Below are 20,229 nucleotides of genomic sequence, written 5' to 3'. Positions count from 1 at the left end.
TGGGCGGGAAAAGATCCGCGCGAAGCGCGGAAAGGTATCCGCGGCTCGCACCCGGGGTCACCCCGAAGCCCACCCGGGAGCACCCCGGAGCCCACCATTAAACGCCCCCGATCGCTTCCTTAAGCCCGCCCTAAGATCCAGTGCAGAGCCCCGATTGCCCGCTATGTCGCGCCCTCGCGGGGCTAAGTTGCTGCACGCACCCCCACCCCCCGCACAGCTAAGGCAGGCACGCGATGAGCAGCACGCATCGGCGCACGGTGAGCACCAGGTCCAAGGTCATAGGCGGGCTCGTGGCCGCCGGCCTCGTCGGCGGCGGCGCCTTCCTCTTCTCCGGGACGGCCCTCGCGACCAAGGCCCCCGCGGAGAAGGCCCCCGCCAAGGCGGCCGCCCAGGCCAAGTTCGCCCCCTTCGTGGACACGTCGCTCGCTCCCGCGTACGACCTCGTCGACACCGCGGAGAAGACCGGCGTCAAGGAGTTCACCCTCGCCTTCATCACCTCCGGCGGCAGCTGCGAACCCCTCTGGGGCGGCACCACCGGGCTCGACGACGACAAGGTCGCCTCGCAGATCGAAGCCCTGCGGGCCAAGGGCGGCGACGTACGCGTGTCCTTCGGTGGCGCGGCGGGCTCCGAGCTGGGCCTCAAGTGCTCCAGTGCCGACGAGCTCGCCAAGGCGTACGGCAAGGTCATCGACAAGTACAAGCTGACGAAGGTCGACTTCGACATCGAGGGCGCGGCCCTTCCGGAGACCGCCGCCAACACCCACCGCGCCCAGGCCATCGCGCAGCTGCAGAAGGACCACGAGGGCCTGGACGTATCGTTCACGCTGCCCGTCATGCCCGAGGGTCTGACCCAGCCGGGCGTCGACCTCGTCGCCGACGCCAAGAAGAACGGGGTACAGGTCTCCGCCGTCAACATCATGGCGATGGACTACGGGCCGTCCTACAGCGGCGACATGGGCCAGTACGCCATCGACGCGGCGACCGCCACGCAGAAGCAGATCAAGGGCGCACTCGACCTGTCCGACGAGGCGGCGTGGAAGACCGTCGCGGTCACCCCGATGATCGGCGTGAACGACGTCACCACCGAGATCTTCAAGGTCGATGACGCCACGCAGCTGGTGAAGTTCGCCGAGGAGAAGGGTCTCGGCTGGCTCGCCATGTGGTCATCGACCCGCGACAAGGCCTGTGAGGGCGGCGCCAACAACGGTGCCCAGCCGACCTGTTCGTCGATCGAGCAGGAGCCGCTGGCCTTCACGAAGGCGTTCGGCGCCTACAAGTAGGCCCGCAGGAATCCAGTACAAACCCCAGTAGCCGCCACCCCCCCAGGCGCCTCGACCGGCATCCCCCCACCCGGTCGGGGCGCCCCTCATGCTCCCCTCACGCTCAGGCCTTGCTCGCCTGCCACTCCGCCGCGTAGTCGTGGAAGATCGCCCGCAGGTGGTGGCCGATCTTCAGGTAGTCGAGGTCGTCCAGGTTGGCGAGCGACACCCGCACCGACCACTCGGGGCCCTCGAAGCCGCCCCCGTTCAGCAGCACCACATGGGTCTGTTCGGCGAGCCGGAACAGCGGGTCGACCGGCTCGTAGTTCTTCTCCAGGAAGTCGGCGAAGTCCTTGCCGTGGACGCGTTCGGCCTCGGCGAGCAGATCGAGTTCGATGTAGTAACCGGCCCGGTGCGGATCGTCCGAGATCTTCATCTCGGCCCCCTCAAGGAGGAGTTCGAGCCGCTGCTGGACGATCGCGCGGATGCGCAGCTTGTATGCCTGTCCCTCCTCCAGCATGTCGAAGAGGGAGAACAGGACCATCATCATCTGCTGCGGGAGCGAGAGCCCCGAGGTGTGGTTCAGGGCCACCTGCCGGGAGTCCGCGACCAGGCGGTCGATGAACCTGATCTTCTCCGGGTCGAGCGTCAGCGTCCCGTACCGCTTGGCGAGCCGGTCCTTCTCGGCCTGCGGCAGCGCCGCGATCAGCTCGTCGATGACGTTGTCGTCGTGCAGACCGATGACGCCGAGCCGCCAGCCGGTGGCGCCGTAGTGCTTGGAGTACGAGTAGACGAGCAGCGTGTTGCGCGGCAGGTCGGCGGCGATGGAGCGGAAGCCCTCGACGAACGTCCCGTACACGTCGTCCGTCACGATCAGCAGGTTCGGGTTCGACGTGGCGACGATCTGCTTGATCTGGTCCGCGACCCGCTGACTCAGCGCGAGCGAGGGCGGGTTGGAGGGATTGACCAGGCAGACCATCTTGATGTCGGGGTCGGCGAGCTTCGCGACCTCCTCCTCCGGATAGCGCCACTCCCGCACGCCCTCCTCGGCGAACATGCTGGCCTGGACGTACGTCACCTCGAACTCGTACGTGTCGAGCTCGGGAATCTCGACGTACGGCGTGAACACCGGCACCATCAGGGCGATCTTGTCGCCCTTGTGCAGGATGCCGTTCTTCATGAGCGAGTCGAAGATGTAGCACATCGCTGCCGTGCCGCCCTCGGTGGCGAAGAGCGAGAGATGGTCGGCGGGCGGCTTCTTGTCGAACATCTCGTCGGCCAGATAGCCGCGCACGATCTGCTCCGCGTGCTTCAGCATCCGGTCCGGCACGGGGTAGTTGTCGCCGACCGAGCTGTCCGTCAGCTCGTGCACGAACTCGTCCCTGTCGAAACCGAACCGCTCGACGGCGTGCTCCACGCACTTCTGGAGCAGGTCGATGCCGGGCAGGTCCGGGTGCCGGTGCACGAAGGTGTCGAAGCGGGCGCCGGAGCCCGCCTTCTCCGGCATGCCGCCGAGGTCGTCGGCGGTCCAGACGCGGCGGGACTCGGAGAGGGCGAAATAGCCGAGCGCGTAGAAGGCCTCGCGGGGGCCCGTGGCGATCCAGTTGGGGTTGCCGCGTCCGGCGTTGAGCATCTGAACGCTGGAGGTCTCCTTCTGCCCCGGCTTGTCGGCCTGCACCGCCTGGGCGATCTGGATGAACTTGTCCTTCAGCTCGAACGGGCTGAGCTGGGCGAACGACTGGATTTCCGCGCGGGTGAAGGTGGTCTTGGGCACGGCTCGTTCCTCACGTGGGGGAGCGGGGGGTCAGTGGTGGAGCAGGACGATGACGGCGCCCCAGATGGTCAGGAGCACGTTTCCGACGGCGTACGGGATGGTGTAGCCGAGCGTGGGGATCTGGGACCGCGACGATTCGTTGATCGCGCCGATCGCCGCGGTGGTCGTCTGGCCGCCCGCGAGGACGCCCATCAGGATCGGGAAGCGGATCTTCTGGACGTAGTGACCGAAGAGGAAGCCGACGATCAGCGGAATCACCGTGGCGATGGCCCCGAACAGGAGCAGCCCCCAGCCCGCCGTCGAAAGGCCGGAGGTGAAGCTGGGCCCGGCGTTGATGCCGACGACGGCGACGAAGAGGCAGAGCCCGAGGGTGTCCATGAACCACTGGGCACCGGGCGGGACGTTCCCGTACGTCGGGTACTTGCCGCGGATCCACCCGAAGACCAGGCCCATGATGAGCGCGCCGCCGGAGGTGGAGAGCGAGATCGGCACACCGCCCGCGGTGAGCGCCGGGATGCCGATGCAGCCGCCGAGGAAGATGCCGAGGCCCACCCAGATCATGTCGGTGGCGAAGGACGTCGGCACGGGCTTGCCGATCTCCTTGCCCGCCGGGTCCACGAGGCGTTTGGGGCCGGTGAGGATCAGGGTGTCGCCGCGCTCCAGCTTCGTGGAGAGGCGGTAGGGGAACTCGGCGCCGGAGCGGTACAGCTTGTCCACGTAGACCCCGACCATGAACGGCTCGCGTCGCAAGTCCGCGATGCTCTTGCCCAGTTGGCCCTTCTCGGAGGCCACCACGTGCAGTGACTCGGTCTGGTAGCCGAGGAGTTCGACGTCATCGGTCTCGGCGCCGATGTGCGTACGGGGGTCGAACTCGACGAGGGAGCCGCGCAGCGCGCTCAGCGCGACGACGTCACCCGCGCGCAAGCTGGTCCGCTGGTCGTGGTCGAGGATGTTCCCCTCCCTGCGTACGCGGGTGATGTAGACCCGGCGGCCCAGCTCGCGCTGCTGGTTCTCGAAGTCCTCGATGGTGCGTCCCGCGAGGTCGGGGCGCTGGATGGTGTAGGCGCGCAGGACGACCTCGTAGTAGCCCTCGGCCAGGTCGGGGTTGTCGCCGGGCGCGTCCAACTCGCGTGCCAGCGCCGCCGATTCGGCCGCGAGGTCACGCCGGTAGAGCTTGGGCAGCACGTTGGCGAGAAGCATCGCGCAGAGGATCGTGCCGAGGGGGTACGTCACGGCGTACCCGATGGCGACCAGGTTCGACTCGCTCTTGGCCTGCGCGGAGCTGAGCCCCGGCAGGTTGGAGATCGCGTCGCCCGCGACTCCGATGACGGCGGACTGCGTGAGCGCCCCGCCGAGCAGCCCCGCCGAGAGGCCGGGGCCGTAGCCGAGCATCGCGGCGAAGGCCCAGCAGACGAGGAGGCCGGTGACGCAGACGACGACCGCGTTGAGGACCTGCGGAAGGCCGTCCTTCTTCAGGCCGCGGAAGAACTGCGGGCCGACCTTGTAGCCGAGGGCGAAGAGGAACATCGTGAAGAAGAGGTTCTTCACCGTCCCGTCGATCTCGACCTTGAACTGCGCCCCGAGCAGCAGCCCCGCGATGAGACAGCCGGTGACCGCGCCGAGTCCGATGGCCTTGTAGCGCAGCTTCCCGAAGAGGAAGCCGAGCGCCACGGTGATGAAGACCAGCAGCTCGGGGTGGGGCTGGAAGATGTTCCGGTTGAGGAAGTCGATCATTGTCTATGCCCCCAGTACGCCGACGAGGATGGGCCCGGTCAGAGGCAGCAGGAAGTTCGAGAGGGCGTAGGTGATCGTGTAACCGAGCAACGGGACCGAGCTCTGGGCCACCTGGGTGACGGAGGTGATCGCCGGGGTCGAGCACTGCTGGCCCGCGATGGCACCGATCAGGAGCGGTTTCTCGATCTTCAGGAGCTTGCGGCCCACGATCAGCGAGATCGTCGCGGGCACCAGGACCATCGCGATCCCGGCGAACGGCAGCAACACTCCGTACTGCTTGAGCAGCGGCCAGGCCTGCGGCCCCGAGACCAGTCCCGTACAGGCGATGAAGATGGCCAGGCCCATGTCCTTGAGGGTGTTCGCGGCCTGCGGCGGGAAGGCCCCGAAGGTCTGCTTGCGGGAGCGGAACCAGCCAAAGAGCAGCCCGGAGATCAGACAGCCGCCGCCCGTGCCGAGCGACATGGGCACGTCGCCGAAGTGCACGACGACCTGCCCGAGCAGGGAACCGGCCGCGATGCCCAGACCCAGATAGATGAAGTCGGTGGCGTCGTTCTTGACGACCGCGCCGATCCGGCCGACCAGTTTGTTCAGGCCCGAGCGCGCGCCCACCAGGGTGAGCACGTCACCGCGGCGCACGGTGGTGCCGCCGGCCGCGGGCAGATGCTGATCGCCGCGCAGTACGTCGGTGACGTAGACGCCATCCTTGATGAACTCGGGGTGCGCGCGCTGGAGGTCGTCCACGCTCATGCCGTCCGTCGTCTTCTCGGTGACGGCGACCTGGGCGGTGGCCAGCGGGGTGTCGACACCCGGGATGCCGGGGGTCTCGGGGCCGATGAGGTGCCCGGACTCGATGACGTTGGCGCGGCGGCCGACCACCAGGACCAGGTCGGAGAGGGTGAGCGCCAGGCCGGGCGCGGGGGTGAGCTCCTTGCTGCCGCGCTTGACGGCCTCGACGGTGACCCGACCGTCGAGCTCCGCCTCCAGGTCGCCGACGGTCCTGCCGTCGCCCGTGGTCACCAGATAGGTGCGGCCGACCATGCCCGGCAGCGCCTGGCGCTCGTCGGACTCCAGACCACCGCCCGCGCCGCGCATCTTCTCCCACAGCTCGCGCGAGGCGTCCCGCAGGTTGATGCGCAGCATCATCGGCATGATCTGGCTGGTGTAGAGCACGATGGTGATCAGGCCGAAGAGATAGCAGACCGTGTACGCGGTGGCGACGTGCCCCTGGTACTGGGTGATCTGGCCCGGGGTGAGGCCGTCGAGCTTGCCGATGGCCTCGGTCGCCGTGCCGACGACGGCCGACTCGGTGGCCGCGCCCGCCAGGATGCCCGACGCGGTGCCGACATCCAGGTCGAAGGCCTTGGCCAGGCCGAGCGCGATGCCCAGGACGCAGACGAGCTCGATCCCGCAGAGCGCGAAGAAGCGCAGGCTCTCGCGGTTGAGGTTGGAGAAGAACTGGGGGCCCGCGAGATAGCCGAGGGCGAAGATGAAAAGCGCGAAGAAGATCGTCTTGACGTCGTCGGAGACGACGACCTTGGCCCAGGCGCCGAGAAGGAGCGAGACGATCAAGGTGCCGCAGATGCCGCCGAGCGTGATGGGGCCGACGCGTATCTTGCCCACGAGGTAGCCCAGGGCGAGGCAGACGAACAGTGCCAGCTCGGGGTGGTCACGGAGTACGCCCATCGGCGCTCACCGTGCCTGTTCTCTTGCGATATATGGCATATCGGCAACCTAAGGAGCCGAGTGGCGCGGTGCCACTCGACCCCTCGGGATGCCGACCCCGCGGGTCAGCCCGCGACGACCTCCCGTGGCAGCTCACCGCTGGACGCGACGCCCGCGTACCAGTGCGCGCTGGACTTGGGGGTACGGGCCTGCGTCTCGTAGTCGACGTACACCGCGCCGAAGCGCTTGCTGTAGCCGTAGGACCATTCGAAGTTGTCCAGCAGGGACCACAGGTAGTAGCCGCGGACGTCGGCGCCGTCCGTGATGGCCCGGCGTACGGCGGCCAAGTGCCCGTGCAGGTAGGCGATGCGCTCGGGGTCGTGGACGCGGCCCTCCGGATCGGGCTTGTCGTCGTAGGCCGCGCCGTTCTCGGTGACGTACAGCGGCAGGCCCGGCGCCTCCCGGGTGTAGCGCATGATCAGGTCGTGCAGGCCCGTCGGGTCGATGGTCCAGCCCATCTCGGTGCGGTCGCCCGGCGTCTGGTGGAAGGCCACGTCGTCGGATCCCGGCCACGGCGAGTGATCGCTGGCGCCGTGTCCGTCGTTGCGTGCGTTCGCCGGGTCGTTATGCGCCGCCGAGACCAGCGCGGGCGTGTAGTAGTTCAGGCCGAGCGCGTCCAGCGGCTGGTGGGCGGCGGCCAGGTCACCGTCCTGCACGAAGGACCAGTCGGTGATGCGGGCGGTGTCCGCGAGGAGGTCCGCCGGGTAGGCGCCGTGCAGCATCGGGCCGTGGAAGACGCCGTTGGCGAGGTTGTCGATGCGGCGGCGGGCATCCTGGTCCTCCGGGCTGTCCGAAACCGCCCTGACCACCGAGGAGTTGAGGCTCACCGCGACCCGGGCGCGGGCCGGCAGCGCGGCACGCAACGCCTGGGTGCCCAGGCCGTGCGCGAGGTTGAGATGGTGCGCGGCCTGCAGCGCGGCCGCCGGGTCGGTGCGGCCGGGCGCGTGCACTCCGGAGCCGTAGCCGAGGAAGGCGCTGCACCACGGCTCGTTGAGCGTGATCCACGACTCGACGCGGTCACCGAGCGCCTCGGCGACGAAGCCCGCGTACTCGGCGAAGCGATGGGCGGTCTCCCGTACGGGCCAGCCGCCCGCGTCCTCCAACTCCTGGGGCAGGTCCCAGTGGTAGAGGGTCAGGGCGGGCTTGATGCCCTTGGCGAGCAGCTCGTCGACGAGCCGCCGGTAGAAGTCGAGACCGCGCTGGACGGCGGGGCCGCGGCCGGTGGGCTGCACCCGCGACCAGGAGACGGAGAACCGGTAGGCGTTCAGGCCGAGGTCAGCCATGAGCGCCACATCGTCGCGGTAACGGTGGTAGTGCTCGACGGCCACGTCACCGGTGTCGCCGCCGACCGTCCTGCCGGGCGTGTGGCTGAAGGTGTCCCAGATGGAAGGGGTGCGGCCGTCTTCACGTACGGCGCCCTCGATCTGGTACGCGGACGTGGCGGCACCCCAGAGGAAGTCGGCCGGAAAGGCAAGGGATTCAGGCATGGAAGCGCTCCCATGGGAAGGGGAAAAGGACAAGGGGGGAGAGGGGCTGGGCGGATGGGGCGGACGGCCAGGGCCGAGATGGCGGCGGCTCGGCCCTGGCGGGGAGGAATCGACGGGGTGCCGGGCCTCAGCCCTTGACGGCGCCCTGCATGATGCCGCTCACGATCTGCTTGCCGAAGAGGATGAACGCCAGGAGCAGCGGCAGTGTGCCGAGCAGGGCACCCGCCATGATCACCGCCCGGTCCGGGATGTAGCCCGTACCAAGGGAGTTGAGCGCCACCTGCACGGTGGGGTTCGACTGGTTCAGCGCGATGATCGGCCAGAGGAAGTCGTTCCAGGCCATCACGAACGTCAGCAGGCCGAGCACCGCCATCGCGGGCCGAGCCGCGGGGAACACCACGTGCCAGATGATCCGCAGACTGCTCGCCCCGTCCATCCGCGCCGCCTCGATGAGCTCGCTCGGCAGTGCCTGAAGCAGGTACTGCCGCATGAAGAACACCCCGAAGGCGCTCACGAACGTCGGCAGGATCACCGCCTGGAGCTGATTGGTCCACTGCAGGTCGGCGACCCACAGATAGAGGGGTACGACACTCAGCTGCGGCGGCACCATCATCGTGCCGATCGTAAGCAGGAGCAGCAGACCGCTGAACTTGAACTTCAGCTTGGCGAAGGCGAATCCCGCGATCGTGGAGAACAGGACGGTGCCGATGGTGATGCTGCCCGCCACGATCGTGGTGTTCAGCATCGCGTCGCCCAGGCTCGCCTCCACCCAGGCCCGCTCCAGGTTCTTGAAGAGGTTCCCGCCGAACCACAGGGGCGGCGGGGTCTGGGCGAGCCGCCCGCTCGTACGGGACGCCGCGATCGCCGTCCAGATCAGTGGGGCCAGCGACACGGCCGTGAACAGCGTGAGCACGATGTAGGTCCAGGGACCCGCGTGCATCGTGCGCCCGGCCTTGAGCCCCAGCGGGCGCCCCGACTTGGGGCGCGGCGCGGGAGCGTCCTTCGGGCTCGTGATCACGTCGGTCGGCGGGTCCGATGCGAGGTCCGTCGTCGGGCCCGAGGTGCGGGACTTCATTGGGCCTTCCTCAGACGTCGGGCGATCAGCAGATTGACCGCGGCGATGAGCAGCAGGATCACGAGCATCAGCCAGGCGACGGCCGAGGCCCGGCCCAGATGGCCGTTGATCCAGCCCTGGTCGTACAGATAGAGGCCAAGGGTCTGGAACTGGTGGTCCGCGCCGCCCTTGGACCCCGCCGTGCCGCCGAACAGCAGCGGCTCACCGAAGAGCTGGGTCGCCCCGATCGTCGAGACGACCACCGTGAACAGGATCGTCGGCCGCAGCATCGGGATCGTCACGTGCCGGAACTGCTGCCAGCGCGAGGCGCCGTCGAGCGACGCCGACTCGTACAGGTCGTGCGGCACGGCCTGCATCGCCGCCAGATAGATCAGCGCGTTGTAGCCGGTCCACCGCCAGATGACGATCGACGACACCGCGAACTGCGAACCCCAGGAGGATTCACGCCAGTTGATCGGGTCGATGCCGATGGACCCGGCCAGCCAGTTGACCATGCCGCCGTCCCACGCGAAGAGCAGCGTGAAGACCAGCGAGGCACTCGCCACCGAGGTGGCGTACGGGGCGAGCATCGCCACGCGCCACAGGGTGGAGCCGCGCAGCTTGTAGTTGAGCAGATGCGCGATGCCGAGCGCGACGGCCAGCTGCGGGACGGTGGAGATGACGCCGATGGTGAAGGTGTTGCCGAGCGCGTTCCAGAAGTAGTCGCTCTGCAGCAGGTTGGTGTAGTTCTCCAGGCCGATCCAGGTGCTGCCGTCGAGGTCGGTCAGCGACAGGCGGTGCAGCGAGGCCCACCCGGTGTAGAGCAGCGGGAAGAGGCCGAAGGCACCGAAGAAGAGGAAGAAGGGGGCGACGAAGACGTACGGCGACGCCTTTATGTCCCAGCGGTACAGGCGGCTGCGCCACGAGGACGTGGGGGAGGACGTGCGCCTCCCGGACGCGGCCGGGGCCGCGCCCCCCTCTTCGGGGGACGCGGTCTCGGCGTACTCAGCGGTCTCGGACATGCGCGTCACTGTCCCAGAACATCCTTGATCTCCTTCTGCGCGGCCTCCCAGCCCTCAGCCGGAGATTTGCCCTGTTGCTCCACCTGGAGCACACCGATGTCCGTGATGGACTGGCCGATCTGGGCGTCCTTCAGGCCGTAGATGGCCGAGGGGGTGTTCTTCGCGATGTCGGCGAAGATCTCGGTGATGGGCGCGTCACTGAAGTACGCCTTGGTCGCCGGGGACGGCTTCAGCGTGTCGTACGCCGACGGCGTCGACGGGAAGCTGGCCTGCTTGGCGAAGACCTTGGCGAGCTGCTCGGGCTGCGTCAGCCAGACGGCGAGCTCGGTCGCCTCCTTCTTGTGCTTGCCCGCGCTCGGCACACCGAGGAAGGTGCCGCCCCAGTTGCCGTCGGTGGGCGCCTTGGCCATGTCCCACTGGCCCTTGCCCTCCGGGCCCGTCTTCTCCTGGATGTAGCCGGCCATCCACGCGGGGCAGGCCACGGTGGCGAACTTGGCGTTGGCGAAGCCCTGGTCCCACGTCGGGTCGAACTGCTTGAGCTTGGACGACATGTCGCCGTCCGCGACCTTCATCGCCGCGTCCCAGGCGTCCTTGCGGCCCTGGCTCTTCTCGTAGATCTCCTTGCCGCTCTTGTCGTAGTACCGCTCGGTGGCACCGGCGAAGACAGCGTTGTAGACGCTGGATGCGGAGTCGACGAACTTGGTGCCATCGGGGGCCTTCTTCATGTACTTGTCGCCGAGCGCGACGTACTTGTCCCAGTCGCCGGCCCACTCCTTGGCGAGCTCCTCGCGGTCGGTGGGCAGACCGGCCTTCTTGAAGAGGTCCTTGCGGTAACACAGCGCCGTCGGGCCGATGTCGACGCCGAGGCCGACCGTCTTGCCGTCCTCGGTCGTGGCCTGCTTCCACTTCCAGTCGAGGTACGTGGACTTGTCCACGCCCTCGGCCTTGCTCAAATCCTCGAACTTGGCGCCCTGGGTCTGTACGACCTCGGTGATGTTGCTGACTTCGATGGCGGCGACGTCATTGACACCCGCGCCGGACTGGAGCTGGGTGAGGAGCTTCGGGTAGTAGGCGTCGTTCCGCTCGATCACGTTCTCTTTGATCTTGATGTTCGGGTGCGACTTCTCGTACTCGGCGTAGAGACCGGCCTGCTTGAGGCCAAGCACACCGAACGTGCCCACATTGAGCGTGACCTTGCCGTCGCCGCCCTCCGAGCTGCTGTCGTCATCGCTGGAACAACCGGCCAGCAGGCTGCCGGCCAGCGCGGTCACGGCCGCGAGGGCCACCAGCCGACCGGGTCGGCGGGAACTCGTGCGCATTACGTCCTCCTGTTGCCTGACGTGCCGACCCCCCGGCCAACTGCACTTCTTGCCCCGTTGCTTGACTCTTCGGCTCGGGCGGGGAACGTGCGGGATGTGTACGTGTCAGGTACTGTGGGAGCGCTCCCACAAGTGATGAGTTGAAGAGTCGTGGCTGGGAGCGGGGGTGTCAAGGGACCGGACATAGAGATATGTCTTCAGTTATCGGGCTGTTACGAGAAGGCCCACGCGATCAGCCCATCCGACCGGCGAAGATCGGGCTGTTACATTCCTCTACATTCCTCGCCCGGGGGAAGTGCGACGGGAGGCGGACAATGCCAGCTCACGGACCACGCGGCCGCAGCGGCGGACGACCGACCCTGGAGGAGGTCGCCGCGAGGGCGGGAGTGGGCCGCGGGACGGTCTCCCGGGTGATCAACGGCTCGCCGCGGGTCAGCGAGGCCACCCGGACGGCCGTCGAGGCCGCCGTCGCCGAGCTCGGTTACGTTCCGAACACAGCGGCCCGCGCCCTCGCCGCCAACCGCACCGACGCCATCGCCCTGGTCGTGCCCGAGCCCGAGACCCGCTTCTTCGCCGAGCCGTACTTCTCCGACGTCCTGCGCGGGGTCGGCGCGGAGCTCAGCGAGACGGAGATGCAGCTCCTGTTGATCTTCGCCGGGAACGACCGCAGGCGGCAGCGCCTGGCCCAGTACCTCGCGGCCCACCGCGTGGACGGCGTCCTGCTCGTCTCGGTGCACGCCGACGACCCGCTGCCGGACCTCCTTGCCCAGCTGGAGATCCCCGCGGTGATCAGCGGCCGCCGCTCGGCCGACGAGCAGCTGCCCTCCGTCGACTCCGACAACTTCGCCGGGGCCCACTCCGCGGTCGAACACCTCCTGTCACGTGGCCGCACCCGTATAGCCACCATCACGGGCCGCCTGGACGTCTACGGCGCCCAGCGCCGCCTCGACGGCTACCGCGCGGCGCTGTCGGACGCGGGCCGGCCCGTGGACGAGCGGCTGATCGCGCCGGGCGACTTCACGGAGGAGGGCGGCCGCAGGGCGATGACGGAGCTGCTCGCGGCCTTCCCGGACGTGGACGCGGTCTTCGCGGGCTCCGACGTGATGGCGGCCGGCGCCCGCCAGGTCCTGCGCGAGGCCGGGCGCCGGATACCCGACGACGTGGCGCTGGTCGGCTTCGACGACTCGGCGATCGCCCGCCACATGGACCCGCCCCTGACGAGCGTGCGCCAGCCGATCGAGGAGATGGGCCGCGCGATGATCGACCTCCTGCTGGCCGAGATCGCCGACGACCGCCCGGCATCGGCCCGCCGCCTGGAACACCGCCAGCTGGTCCTGCCCACGGAACTGGTGCAGCGGGCGTCGTCCTGAGCGCCCGAGGGTGAGACACGAAGAAGGCCCGGTCCGCTTGCGCGGACCGGGCCTTGATCATTCAGGGTGAGTGACGGGACTTGAACCCGCGGCCACCTGGACCACAACCAGGTGCTCTACCAACTGAGCTACACCCACCATGTCCGGTCGTCCTGCGTTCTTCTGACCGGCCGAGAAAAAGTGTACAGGGTCCGAAGGGGTGCTCGCGCACGCGTTTTTCCGGACCCCGTACGAGGGGTGGTTACGGGGCTGGGGGCCCGGGGGTCGCCCCCCGGAGGATGCAGCCCGGACCCCGTACAGAGGTGATCCGCCGAGGCTACTCCGCAGGCAGAACGTACTTCGCCGCGATCGCTTTCGCGGTGTCCGAATCCGGTCCGGGCTGCGGCACGAAGACCGCCTCGCGGTAATAACGCAGCTCGGCGATGGACTCGCGGATGTCGGCCAGTGCCCGGTGGTTGCCGTTCTTGTCCGGGCTGTTGAAGTAGGCCCGGGGGTACCACCGCCGGGCCAGTTCCTTGATGGAGGACACGTCGACGATGCGGTAGTGGAGGAACTCCTCCAGGGTCCGCATGTCACGCAGCAGGAAGCCGCGGTCGGTGCCGACCGAGTTGCCGCAGAGCGGCGCCTTCCGTGGCTCCTTGACGTGCTCACGTACGTACGCCAGGACCTGCTCCTCGGCGTCGGCCAGCGTCGTGCCCGCTGCCAGCTCGTCGAGGAGCCCCGAGGTGGTGTGCATTTTGCGCACCACCTCGGGCATGGTCTCCAGCGCCGCGTCCGGCGGGCGGATCACGATGTCCACACCTTCGCCGAGCACGTTCAGTTCCGAGTCGGTGACCAGTGCGGCCACCTCGATAAGTGCGTCATCCGTCAGCGAGAGCCCGGTCATCTCGCAGTCGATCCACACCATGCGATCGTTCATGCGTCTTACCCTACGGCGCACTCCTCTGGCCGGGCAGTGGCGGACGTCCTGGCGCGTACACATCCGAGTTCGGCTTCCCCGGCTCCGCGGTCAGCGAGGCCGACGGGCCGACGGCACTCGCGGCCGCCGTACGCCGGGTCTGCGAGGGCACGGGTCCCGTGCCCTCCGCGTTCACCGTCGCCGTGGCGGGCACGGGCGCCGCCGATTCCAGCAGTGCCCGCTCACCCCCCTGCGGCCTGCGGGCGCGGTAAGCGGCCCGGTAGGCGGCGGGCGACGAACCCAGCTGGCGCCGGAAGTGGCCGCGCAGGGCCACGGGCGAGCGGAAGCCGCAGCGGCCCGCGACCTCGTCGACGGAGTAGTCGGAGGTCTCGAGCAGCCGCTGTGCCTGCAGCACGCGCTGAGTGATCAGCCACTGCAGGGGAGCGCTCCCGGTGAGCGAGCGGAACCTGCGGTCGAAGGTGCGCCTGCTCATGTACGCGCGCGCGGCCAGCGTCTCCACGTCGAACTGTTCGTGTAAATGCTCCAGCGCCCAGGCGACGACCTCGGCCAGCGGATCCGCGCCGATCTCCTCGGGCAGCGACCGGTCGAGATAGCGCTCCTGACCGCCGGCCCGGCGCGGAGGCACGACGAGCCTGCGCGCGAGCGCGCCCGCCGCCTCGTTGCCATGATCCGTGCGCACGATGTGCAGGCACAGATCAATTCCGGCCGCGGTGCCCGCGCTGGTGAGCACGTCCCCGTCGTCGACGAAGAGCTCACGCGGATCCACGTGGACGGACGGATACCGCTTGGCCAGCGTCGGCGCGTACATCCAGTGCGTGGTCGCCGGACGGCCGTCGAGCAGACCGGCCGCGGCGAGCACGAACGCCCCGGTGCACAGGCCCACGATGCGGGCGCCCTCTTCGTGCGCGCGACGCAGCGCGTCGAGCGCTTCCGGCGGCGGCGGTGAGGTGATCGACCGCCAGGCCGGCACCACGACGGTGCCTGCCCGCCCTATCGCCTCCAGGCCATGTGGCGCGGTGAGTTCGAGCCCCCCGGTCGTACGCAGCGGTCCCTCTTCACCGGCGCAGACCAGCAGCCGGTAGCGGGGGACCCCGGCGTCCTGCCGGTCGATCCCGAACACGGAGAGCGGTATGGAACTCTCGAAGATGGGGCCACCGCTGAACAGCAGCACCGCGACAATCTCCCTGCGGCGGCGTCCGGCGAGTTTCCGCGACGCGGCTTCTTGCACGGCAGTGGAGTCGTGGCTCATGGTGCTAAGCCCCCCTCGGTCGTCGCGGCTCCCTGTTCTTGGCGTGCTCTGTCTCTGCGTGTCCTGTGTTCTCGGCGCTCTTGGCGTTCCTGTCGGACCTGTCGCTCCTGCACGTTTCCCCTCGGTCCTCCACCAGTCCCCCGCCGTAATACAGTCATGATCGAATCTACTGCGTCCCGTGCTGCCGGGGTGACCAGTTAAGGACCCGGCACTATGTCGACATGGCAACTTGGCGTGAAGCAGTCGATCACGAAGCGTTGCACTCACGGGCGTTGCTGGGAAGTGCGCCTCAGCTCCGTGGCCGGTCCCCGTAGGGTTCAGGCGCCCTCCGCATGCCTTTCAGCCCTGGTGGGACCGGGGTTGAGCACCCCTTCGGCCAAGGAATGCATGGCCATAGGAAGTTGGCTGAAAAGTTATGGGTAGGTGCGCGTGAATCGGTCACTCCACGGGCGCTGACCCACCAGCATGCCGACCGCCCCTGCGTGCCCCCGGAGCCGTCCGCCCGTGCCGCCCGCGGCGCTCGTCCGCCGGCTCGTCGCGCCGCTCGTCGACCAGCCGCGCCGCCCCCCGCTCGGACTGCCGCAGAAGCAGCCGGCAGACCCCCGTCACGGCAAGAAGGCCGAGGGCCGAACCGGCGGCTCCCGCCAGCGAGGTCCCGTACCCCACCAGGACGACGGGAACCAGGACGCAGCTGAATGCCGCCCAGCGCACGACATCGCTCGCGGAGTCCTGCAGGGGAGTGGGTGCCTCCTCGGCGCGCGGGGCGGGAACGCCCCCGCGCGGGCGCTCACGCGCTCCCTCGGGTGGGCGCCGGTGGCCCTGCGTCGTGACGTGTGAGGACGTCGTGGCTCGTGAGGTCGTCGTGACTCGTGAGGACACTGGCGGCGGTCCAGGCACGGCGGCTCCCTGTGGCGGTGGCGTACCGAGGTTCAACGCGTGGTCGCGCGGCCGGTCACTGGCGTGATCCTTGTGGCCGACGACAGCCCCACGCATGGGTGCCCAAACCGCCTGTACGAGGCAGCAACCATTGCCATACGGGCGCCGCTCATGCATGCTCCGGTGAACGCCGTGAGGCTCCCGCAGGGCCGACAGCGAGCTCTGGGCAGGAGAGGAGTGTCGCCGTACCCTTGGGGGTATGGGGTTGGGAAGATGATTCCCGGACACAGCTCCGGTGGTCGCCGCTCCTCCTCGACCCTGCCCGATCTTGTCCGCACTTGTCCGATCCGCTCCACACTGCGTTGTACGACCCGAACAGAGCCGACCCTCCCACAGAGGACTCCTTCGCCGAGACACCCATGGCCGGTCACGAATTCTCCGAACCAGCGGACCGCAAGCGGCAGGTCGCCGATCCCACGGCGACCCCCCAGGCGGCGGAACAACCACGTCATTCCTGCGATCCGGCCTTCCGGCACGGGGTCGTCGTCGGATTCGACGGCTCGACCTCCAGTGAACGCGCTCTCTCGTACGCGATCGGGATGGCCCATCGCTCGGGCTCGGGCCTGATCATCGTGCATGTCGCCAACCGGCTCCCCACCACGGTGTGGGCGGGCTGTGAGCCGCCGGTCTTCGTCGACGTGCCGGATCACCGCACGGAAGTGCTCGGTCTGGAGCTGGCCTGTGCGGACTATCTGGCCGAGGTGCCGTGGATCCTGGTCGAGCGCGGCGGCGACATCTGCCACGAACTCGAAGAGGTCGGCCGGGAGTACTCCGCGGACGCCATCGTCGTCGGATCGACGCACGGGATCGTGGGGCGCATCTTCGGCTCGGTCGCGGGCCGGCTCGCGCGCCGCGCGCAACGCCCCGTCGTGGTCATTCCCTGACGGCCTCGCGTCCCAGGTGGGATGAGGGTGGCGAGGCGTCAACTTCCTTTGTATGTAGATAAATCTACTCGCGCGTAGAGGTGCTTTGCGCCCTTGTGAAGGGTACGTACAGGGGCACGACCACCTGCCGACCGGGGAGTGACGGCTACCGGCTCAGGCAGGCGCGGGTCGGGGGAATGGGCGCCCCTGGCCCCTGAAGAACGACCCCTCGCACGCTTGGTGGCACGCGCGAGGGGTCGTTCATGTGCGGGTGTGCGATGTCTCCGCGGCAGGACTACTCGACGGTGACGGACTTGGCCAGGTTGCGCGGCTTGTCGATGTCGCGGCCCAGGGCCAACGCCGTGTGGTAGGCGAGGAGTTGGAGCGGGATGCCCATCAGGATCGGGTCCAGCTCGTCCTCGTTCTTCGGGACGAGGATGGTCTGGTCGGCCTTCTCCTGCTCCTGGTGCGCGACCGCGAGGATCTTGCCGCTGCGGGCCTTGATCTCCTCCAGGGCGGCGCGGTTCTTCTCCAGAAGGTCGTCGTCCGGGACGATCGCGACCGTGGGGAGCGCGGGCTCGATGAGCGCGAGGGGGCCGTGCTTGAGCTCGGAGGCGGGGTAGGCCTCGGCGTGGATGTACGAGACCTCCTTGAGCTTGAGGGAGGCCTCGCGGGCGACGGGGTAGCCGCGTACGCGCCCGATGAACAGCATGGAGCGGGCGTCCGCGTACTGCTTGGCGATCTTCTTGATCTCGTCCTCCTGCTTGAGGATCTCCGAGATCTGGCCGGGCAGCTTGCGCAGGCCCTCGATGATCCGCTTGCCGTCGGAGACCGACAGGTCACGGATGCGGCCCAGGTGCAGGGCGAGCAGGCCGAAGGCGACCGTGGTGTTCGTGAAGCACTTGGTCGAGACGACGCAGACCTCCGGGCCCGCGTGGACGTACACCCCCGCGTCGGCCTCACGGGCGATCGCGGAACCGACGACGTTCACGACGCCGAGGACGCGGGCGCCCTTGCGCTTCAGCTCCTGGACGGCGGCAAGGACGTCGTACGTCTCGCCGGACTGGGAGACCGCGATGTAGAGGGTGTCGGGGTCCACGACCGCGTTGCGGTAGCGGAACTCGGACGCGGGCTCCGCGTCGGCGGGGATGCGGGCCAGCTCCTCGATCATCTGGGCGCCGATCATGCCCGCGTGGTACGAGGTGCCGCAGCCCAGGATCTTGACGCGGCGCACCTTGCGGGCGTCGTGCGCGTCCAGGTTCAGGCCGCCGAGGTGCACGGTGGAGAAGCGGTCGTCGATGCGGCCGCGCAGGACGCGGTCCACCGCGTCGGGCTGCTCGAAGATCTCCTTGTGCATGTACGTGTCGTGGCCGCCCATGTCGTACGACTCGGCCTCCCACTCCACGGTGGTCGGCGATGCGGTCGTGCGGGAGCCCTCGGTCGTGTACGTGCGGTAGTCGTCGGCCTTGATGGTGGCCATCTCGCCGTCGTCGAGGGTGACGACCTGGCGGGTGTGCGAGACGAGCGCGGCGACGTCCGAGGCGACGAACATCTCCTTCTCGCCGATGCCGAGGACCACGGGGGAGCCGTTGCGGGCGACGACGATGCGGTCGTTGAAGTCGGCGTGCAGGACGGCGATGCCGTACGTGCCCTCGACGTGGCGCAGGGCCTCGCGGACCTTGTCCTCCAGCTTGTCCGCCTGGGCGCGGGCGATGAGGTGGGTGAGGACCTCGGTGTCCGTCTCGGAGAGGAACTCGACGCCGTCGGCGCTGAGCTTGGCGCGCAGCTCGGAGGCGTTGTCGATGATGCCGTTGTGGACGACGGCGACCTTGTTGTCACCCGACATGTGCGGGTGGGCGTTCTCGTCGGACGGGGCGCCGTGGGTGGCCCAGCGGGTGTGGGCGATGCCGGTGGTGCCCTTGAAGCGGGCGGGCACCTTCGCCTCGAGGTCGCGGACGCGGCCCTTCGCCTTGACCATCTTCAGACCGGTGGCCTTGGGGCTGGTGATGACGACGCCCGCGGAGTCGTAGCCGCGGTACTCCAGGCGCTGGAGGCCCTCCAGGAGGAGGGGGGCCACGTCACGCTTGCCGATATAACCGACGATTCCGCACATAGAGGGTGTCCTAGCCGTAGATGATGCGACGCAGCTGCCGGAGGGTGAGTTCGGGCGGCGCGACCGCGCGGTATGGGAGATCCGCCGAGATCTGTTCGAAGATCGCCGCGTTCAGCAGGCCCTGACCTTGCAGTTCGCGGTGGCGGCGACGGACGAATTCTTCGGTCGTCTCGTCGAAGTAGGCGAGCACGTCCTGGACGACCCGCAGCGCTTCGCCCCGCTGGAGCGGGGTGCTGCGGGTCAGGTGGTCCACCAGGTCGTCGTGCATTCGTTGATCCTGAAGGAAGAGCCCTCCGGGTGCAACAATCCTGCCCGATTCCGGGCAGGATCGCGTCGTGATTCAGCCCCGATCGGGGTACTGCGGGCAATCGGGTGGGTGGGAGGGAAGGCTTTTGGCTCAGAGCCGCTTCAGGACCGCTTGTTTGGCCGTGGTGAACTCCGCCTCCGTGAGGACCCCGGCCTGATGCAGCTCCCCCAGCTCGCGAAGCCGTCGCAGCAACGCGTCATGGCTGTCCTCCGCAGGGGCAGGGGCAGGCACGGCAGCCGCCGGCAGAGCGGCCGGAGCCGCCGGTGACTTCGAGACACCCGTTCCCGCCGGATGCGGCAACCGCACCTGCACGGCGGCGGCGACCAGCGCCATCAGCGGGTCCTTCTTGAAGCCCCACAGCTCGACCGAGTTCGGGTCGTACTTCGGCGGGGCCTTGGTCGGCGCGTGCCGGACGGTGAAGCGGAGGTAGCCGTTCTCCAGGCCCACCGCCGGCTGCCACTCCACCGCCGCGACCTCGGAGAGGGACAGCGTGCGCGTACCGGACGCCGACTTCGCCTCCTCCGTCTTCCAGTTCCACTCCAGACGGATGGTCTCGCCGTCGAAGCTCGCCGTGCCGTCCCCCGCCGAGACCGACAGCGGCACCGAGGGACCTGCCAGCAGATAGCTGTCGCAGGGCACGGTCGGCACCTGCTCGAGCAGCAGCGCGTTGCGGACCTCGTCCACGACGTACTCCGCGACCCCGTATCGGTCCGCGTCCACCGCGAGCTGGTACGGATCGGCGGCGTCCCCGAGCTTGCCCCCCGCGGCCTGCAGCAACGGGTCGGCGCCGTCCCGCAGCCGCAGCCTCAGACGACCCGACTTCTTGCCCTGTTCGAAGGCGATGCCCGCCAACGCGCCGAGCGGCACGGTCAGTTCTCCCAGCGCCTTGCGCAGCAGAGACACGTTCTTGTCGCGTCCCGGCACCAGGCGCAGCGTCTCTCCGTCGAAGGTCCAGGTCCCGTCGCGCTGGATGATTTCCGCCATGGGGAGGATTCTTCCATTGGCAGGCGGCCGAAGTGGTCTACACCCTTGACCCACCCCGGGGCGCAAGGTACCCATGGTGACCGTTCGATTGCGATGCACCACAGTGATGGCCCGTCG

At 68.7% G+C, this 20,229-nt stretch carries 16 protein-coding genes and 1 tRNA gene; 3 read left to right on the top strand and 14 right to left on the bottom strand.

Annotated elements, in window-relative coordinates; genetic code table 11:
- Nucleotides 1-233 precede the first annotated feature (233 nt).
- A complete protein-coding gene (locus ACZ5U5_RS09955) occupies nucleotides 234-1,280 on the top strand; it encodes a chitinase (protein WP_469018750.1) in 1,047 nt (348 codons plus the stop codon).
- A gap of 103 nt (nucleotides 1,281-1,383) precedes the next feature.
- On the opposite strand, the gene ACZ5U5_RS09950 is transcribed toward ACZ5U5_RS09955, so the two are convergent.
- The 7 genes from ACZ5U5_RS09950 to ACZ5U5_RS09920 form a co-directional block, all read right to left on the bottom strand.
- Nucleotides 1,384-3,033, bottom strand: coding sequence for a bifunctional aspartate transaminase/aspartate 4-decarboxylase (locus ACZ5U5_RS09950; RefSeq protein WP_469018748.1), 1,650 nt, complete (start codon nucleotides 3,031-3,033; stop codon nucleotides 1,384-1,386).
- A gap of 30 nt (nucleotides 3,034-3,063) precedes the next feature.
- Nucleotides 3,064-4,767 (bottom strand): aspartate-alanine antiporter, encoded by a 1,704-nt coding sequence (gene aspT / locus ACZ5U5_RS09945; RefSeq protein WP_469018745.1) that lies wholly within the window; start codon nucleotides 4,765-4,767, stop codon nucleotides 3,064-3,066.
- A 3-nt stretch (nucleotides 4,768-4,770) separates the two neighbouring features.
- Complete coding sequence (aspT, locus tag ACZ5U5_RS09940) at nucleotides 4,771-6,450, bottom strand: aspartate-alanine antiporter (protein ID WP_469018743.1); 1,680 nt, start codon at nucleotides 6,448-6,450, stop codon at nucleotides 4,771-4,773.
- Nucleotides 6,451-6,554: 104 nt separating this feature from the next.
- A complete protein-coding gene (locus ACZ5U5_RS09935; RefSeq protein WP_469018740.1) occupies nucleotides 6,555-7,976 on the bottom strand; it encodes a GH1 family beta-glucosidase in 1,422 nt (473 codons plus the stop codon).
- Between the two features lie 127 nt (nucleotides 7,977-8,103).
- Nucleotides 8,104-8,916, bottom strand: coding sequence for a carbohydrate ABC transporter permease (locus ACZ5U5_RS09930; protein WP_469019401.1), 813 nt, complete (start codon nucleotides 8,914-8,916; stop codon nucleotides 8,104-8,106).
- A gap of 131 nt (nucleotides 8,917-9,047) precedes the next feature.
- Entirely contained in the window at nucleotides 9,048-10,052 is a 1,005-nt protein-coding gene (locus ACZ5U5_RS09925) for a carbohydrate ABC transporter permease (RefSeq protein ID WP_469018737.1), read from the bottom strand.
- Nucleotides 10,053-10,057: 5 nt separating this feature from the next.
- Complete coding sequence (locus ACZ5U5_RS09920) at nucleotides 10,058-11,371, bottom strand: ABC transporter substrate-binding protein (protein WP_469018734.1); 1,314 nt, start codon at nucleotides 11,369-11,371, stop codon at nucleotides 10,058-10,060.
- Nucleotides 11,372-11,685: 314 nt separating this feature from the next.
- Between ACZ5U5_RS09920 and ACZ5U5_RS09915 the strand changes: the two genes are divergently transcribed.
- On the top strand, nucleotides 11,686-12,741 hold the full coding sequence (locus ACZ5U5_RS09915; RefSeq protein WP_363211339.1) for a LacI family DNA-binding transcriptional regulator: 1,056 nt from the start codon (nucleotides 11,686-11,688) through the stop codon (nucleotides 12,739-12,741).
- A gap of 65 nt (nucleotides 12,742-12,806) precedes the next feature.
- Here ACZ5U5_RS09915 and ACZ5U5_RS09910 read toward each other — a convergent pair.
- The 4 genes from ACZ5U5_RS09910 to ACZ5U5_RS09895 all read right to left on the bottom strand — a co-directional run bounded on the left by ACZ5U5_RS09910 (nucleotide 12,807) and on the right by ACZ5U5_RS09895 (nucleotide 15,644).
- Nucleotides 12,807-12,879, bottom strand: a tRNA-His gene (locus tag ACZ5U5_RS09910).
- Between the two features lie 178 nt (nucleotides 12,880-13,057).
- Nucleotides 13,058-13,660: an oligoribonuclease gene (gene orn / locus ACZ5U5_RS09905; RefSeq protein WP_469018731.1), complete on the bottom strand. Its 603-nt coding sequence runs from the start codon at nucleotides 13,658-13,660 to the stop codon at nucleotides 13,058-13,060.
- A gap of 10 nt (nucleotides 13,661-13,670) precedes the next feature.
- On the bottom strand, nucleotides 13,671-14,909 hold the full coding sequence (locus ACZ5U5_RS09900; RefSeq protein ID WP_469018728.1) for a GlxA family transcriptional regulator: 1,239 nt from the start codon (nucleotides 14,907-14,909) through the stop codon (nucleotides 13,671-13,673).
- A gap of 438 nt (nucleotides 14,910-15,347) precedes the next feature.
- On the bottom strand, nucleotides 15,348-15,644 hold the full coding sequence (locus ACZ5U5_RS09895) for a hypothetical protein (RefSeq protein ID WP_469019399.1): 297 nt from the start codon (nucleotides 15,642-15,644) through the stop codon (nucleotides 15,348-15,350).
- A 560-nt stretch (nucleotides 15,645-16,204) separates the two neighbouring features.
- Here ACZ5U5_RS09895 and ACZ5U5_RS09890 point away from each other — a divergent pair.
- Complete coding sequence (locus ACZ5U5_RS09890; RefSeq protein WP_361836208.1) at nucleotides 16,205-16,729, top strand: universal stress protein; 525 nt, start codon at nucleotides 16,205-16,207, stop codon at nucleotides 16,727-16,729.
- Nucleotides 16,730-17,003: 274 nt separating this feature from the next.
- On the opposite strand, the gene glmS is transcribed toward ACZ5U5_RS09890, so the two are convergent.
- From glmS to ACZ5U5_RS09875, 3 genes are all read right to left on the bottom strand, one after another.
- Complete coding sequence (gene glmS, locus ACZ5U5_RS09885; RefSeq protein ID WP_453684447.1) at nucleotides 17,004-18,821, bottom strand: glutamine--fructose-6-phosphate transaminase (isomerizing); 1,818 nt, start codon at nucleotides 18,819-18,821, stop codon at nucleotides 17,004-17,006.
- Nucleotides 18,822-18,831: 10 nt separating this feature from the next.
- Nucleotides 18,832-19,089, bottom strand: a complete 258-nt coding sequence (locus ACZ5U5_RS09880; RefSeq protein ID WP_469018725.1) for a hypothetical protein — start codon at nucleotides 19,087-19,089, stop codon at nucleotides 18,832-18,834.
- A 129-nt stretch (nucleotides 19,090-19,218) separates the two neighbouring features.
- Nucleotides 19,219-20,112: a DUF4429 domain-containing protein gene (locus ACZ5U5_RS09875; RefSeq protein ID WP_469018722.1), complete on the bottom strand. Its 894-nt coding sequence runs from the start codon at nucleotides 20,110-20,112 to the stop codon at nucleotides 19,219-19,221.
- Nucleotides 20,113-20,229: the final 117 nt, after the last annotated feature.

It is taken from the genome of Streptomyces sp. NPDC033177, from assembly GCF_055577715.1.
The sequence above is the reverse complement of the archived record's forward strand: the minus strand, read 5'-3'. Positions and strand labels throughout refer to the sequence as shown.

What these genes read in the sequence shown, in the direction of transcription:
- ACZ5U5_RS09920 (WP_469018734.1), bottom strand. Translation starts at nt 11,371, where the DNA reads ATGCGCACGAGTTCCCGCCGACCCGGTCGGCTGGTGGCCCTCGCGGCC.
- ACZ5U5_RS09935 (WP_469018740.1), bottom strand. Translation starts at nt 7,976, where the DNA reads ATGCCTGAATCCCTTGCCTTTCCGGCCGACTTCCTCTGGGGTGCCGCC.
- ACZ5U5_RS09880 (WP_469018725.1), bottom strand. Translation starts at nt 19,089, where the DNA reads ATGCACGACGACCTGGTGGACCACCTGACCCGCAGCACCCCGCTCCAG.
- ACZ5U5_RS09890 (WP_361836208.1), top strand. Translation starts at nt 16,205, where the DNA reads ATGGCCGGTCACGAATTCTCCGAACCAGCGGACCGCAAGCGGCAGGTC.
- ACZ5U5_RS09915 (WP_363211339.1), top strand. Translation starts at nt 11,686, where the DNA reads ATGCCAGCTCACGGACCACGCGGCCGCAGCGGCGGACGACCGACCCTG.
- aspT (WP_469018743.1), bottom strand. Translation starts at nt 6,450, where the DNA reads ATGGGCGTACTCCGTGACCACCCCGAGCTGGCACTGTTCGTCTGCCTC.
- ACZ5U5_RS09955 (WP_469018750.1), top strand. Translation starts at nt 234, where the DNA reads ATGAGCAGCACGCATCGGCGCACGGTGAGCACCAGGTCCAAGGTCATA.
- ACZ5U5_RS09875 (WP_469018722.1), bottom strand. Translation starts at nt 20,112, where the DNA reads ATGGCGGAAATCATCCAGCGCGACGGGACCTGGACCTTCGACGGAGAG.
- ACZ5U5_RS09930 (WP_469019401.1), bottom strand. Translation starts at nt 8,916, where the DNA reads ATGCACGCGGGTCCCTGGACCTACATCGTGCTCACGCTGTTCACGGCC.
- ACZ5U5_RS09925 (WP_469018737.1), bottom strand. Translation starts at nt 10,052, where the DNA reads ATGTCCGAGACCGCTGAGTACGCCGAGACCGCGTCCCCCGAAGAGGGG.
- aspT (WP_469018745.1), bottom strand. Translation starts at nt 4,767, where the DNA reads ATGATCGACTTCCTCAACCGGAACATCTTCCAGCCCCACCCCGAGCTG.
- orn (WP_469018731.1), bottom strand. Translation starts at nt 13,660, where the DNA reads ATGAACGATCGCATGGTGTGGATCGACTGCGAGATGACCGGGCTCTCG.
- ACZ5U5_RS09900 (WP_469018728.1), bottom strand. Translation starts at nt 14,909, where the DNA reads ATGAGCCACGACTCCACTGCCGTGCAAGAAGCCGCGTCGCGGAAACTC.
- glmS (WP_453684447.1), bottom strand. Translation starts at nt 18,821, where the DNA reads ATGTGCGGAATCGTCGGTTATATCGGCAAGCGTGACGTGGCCCCCCTC.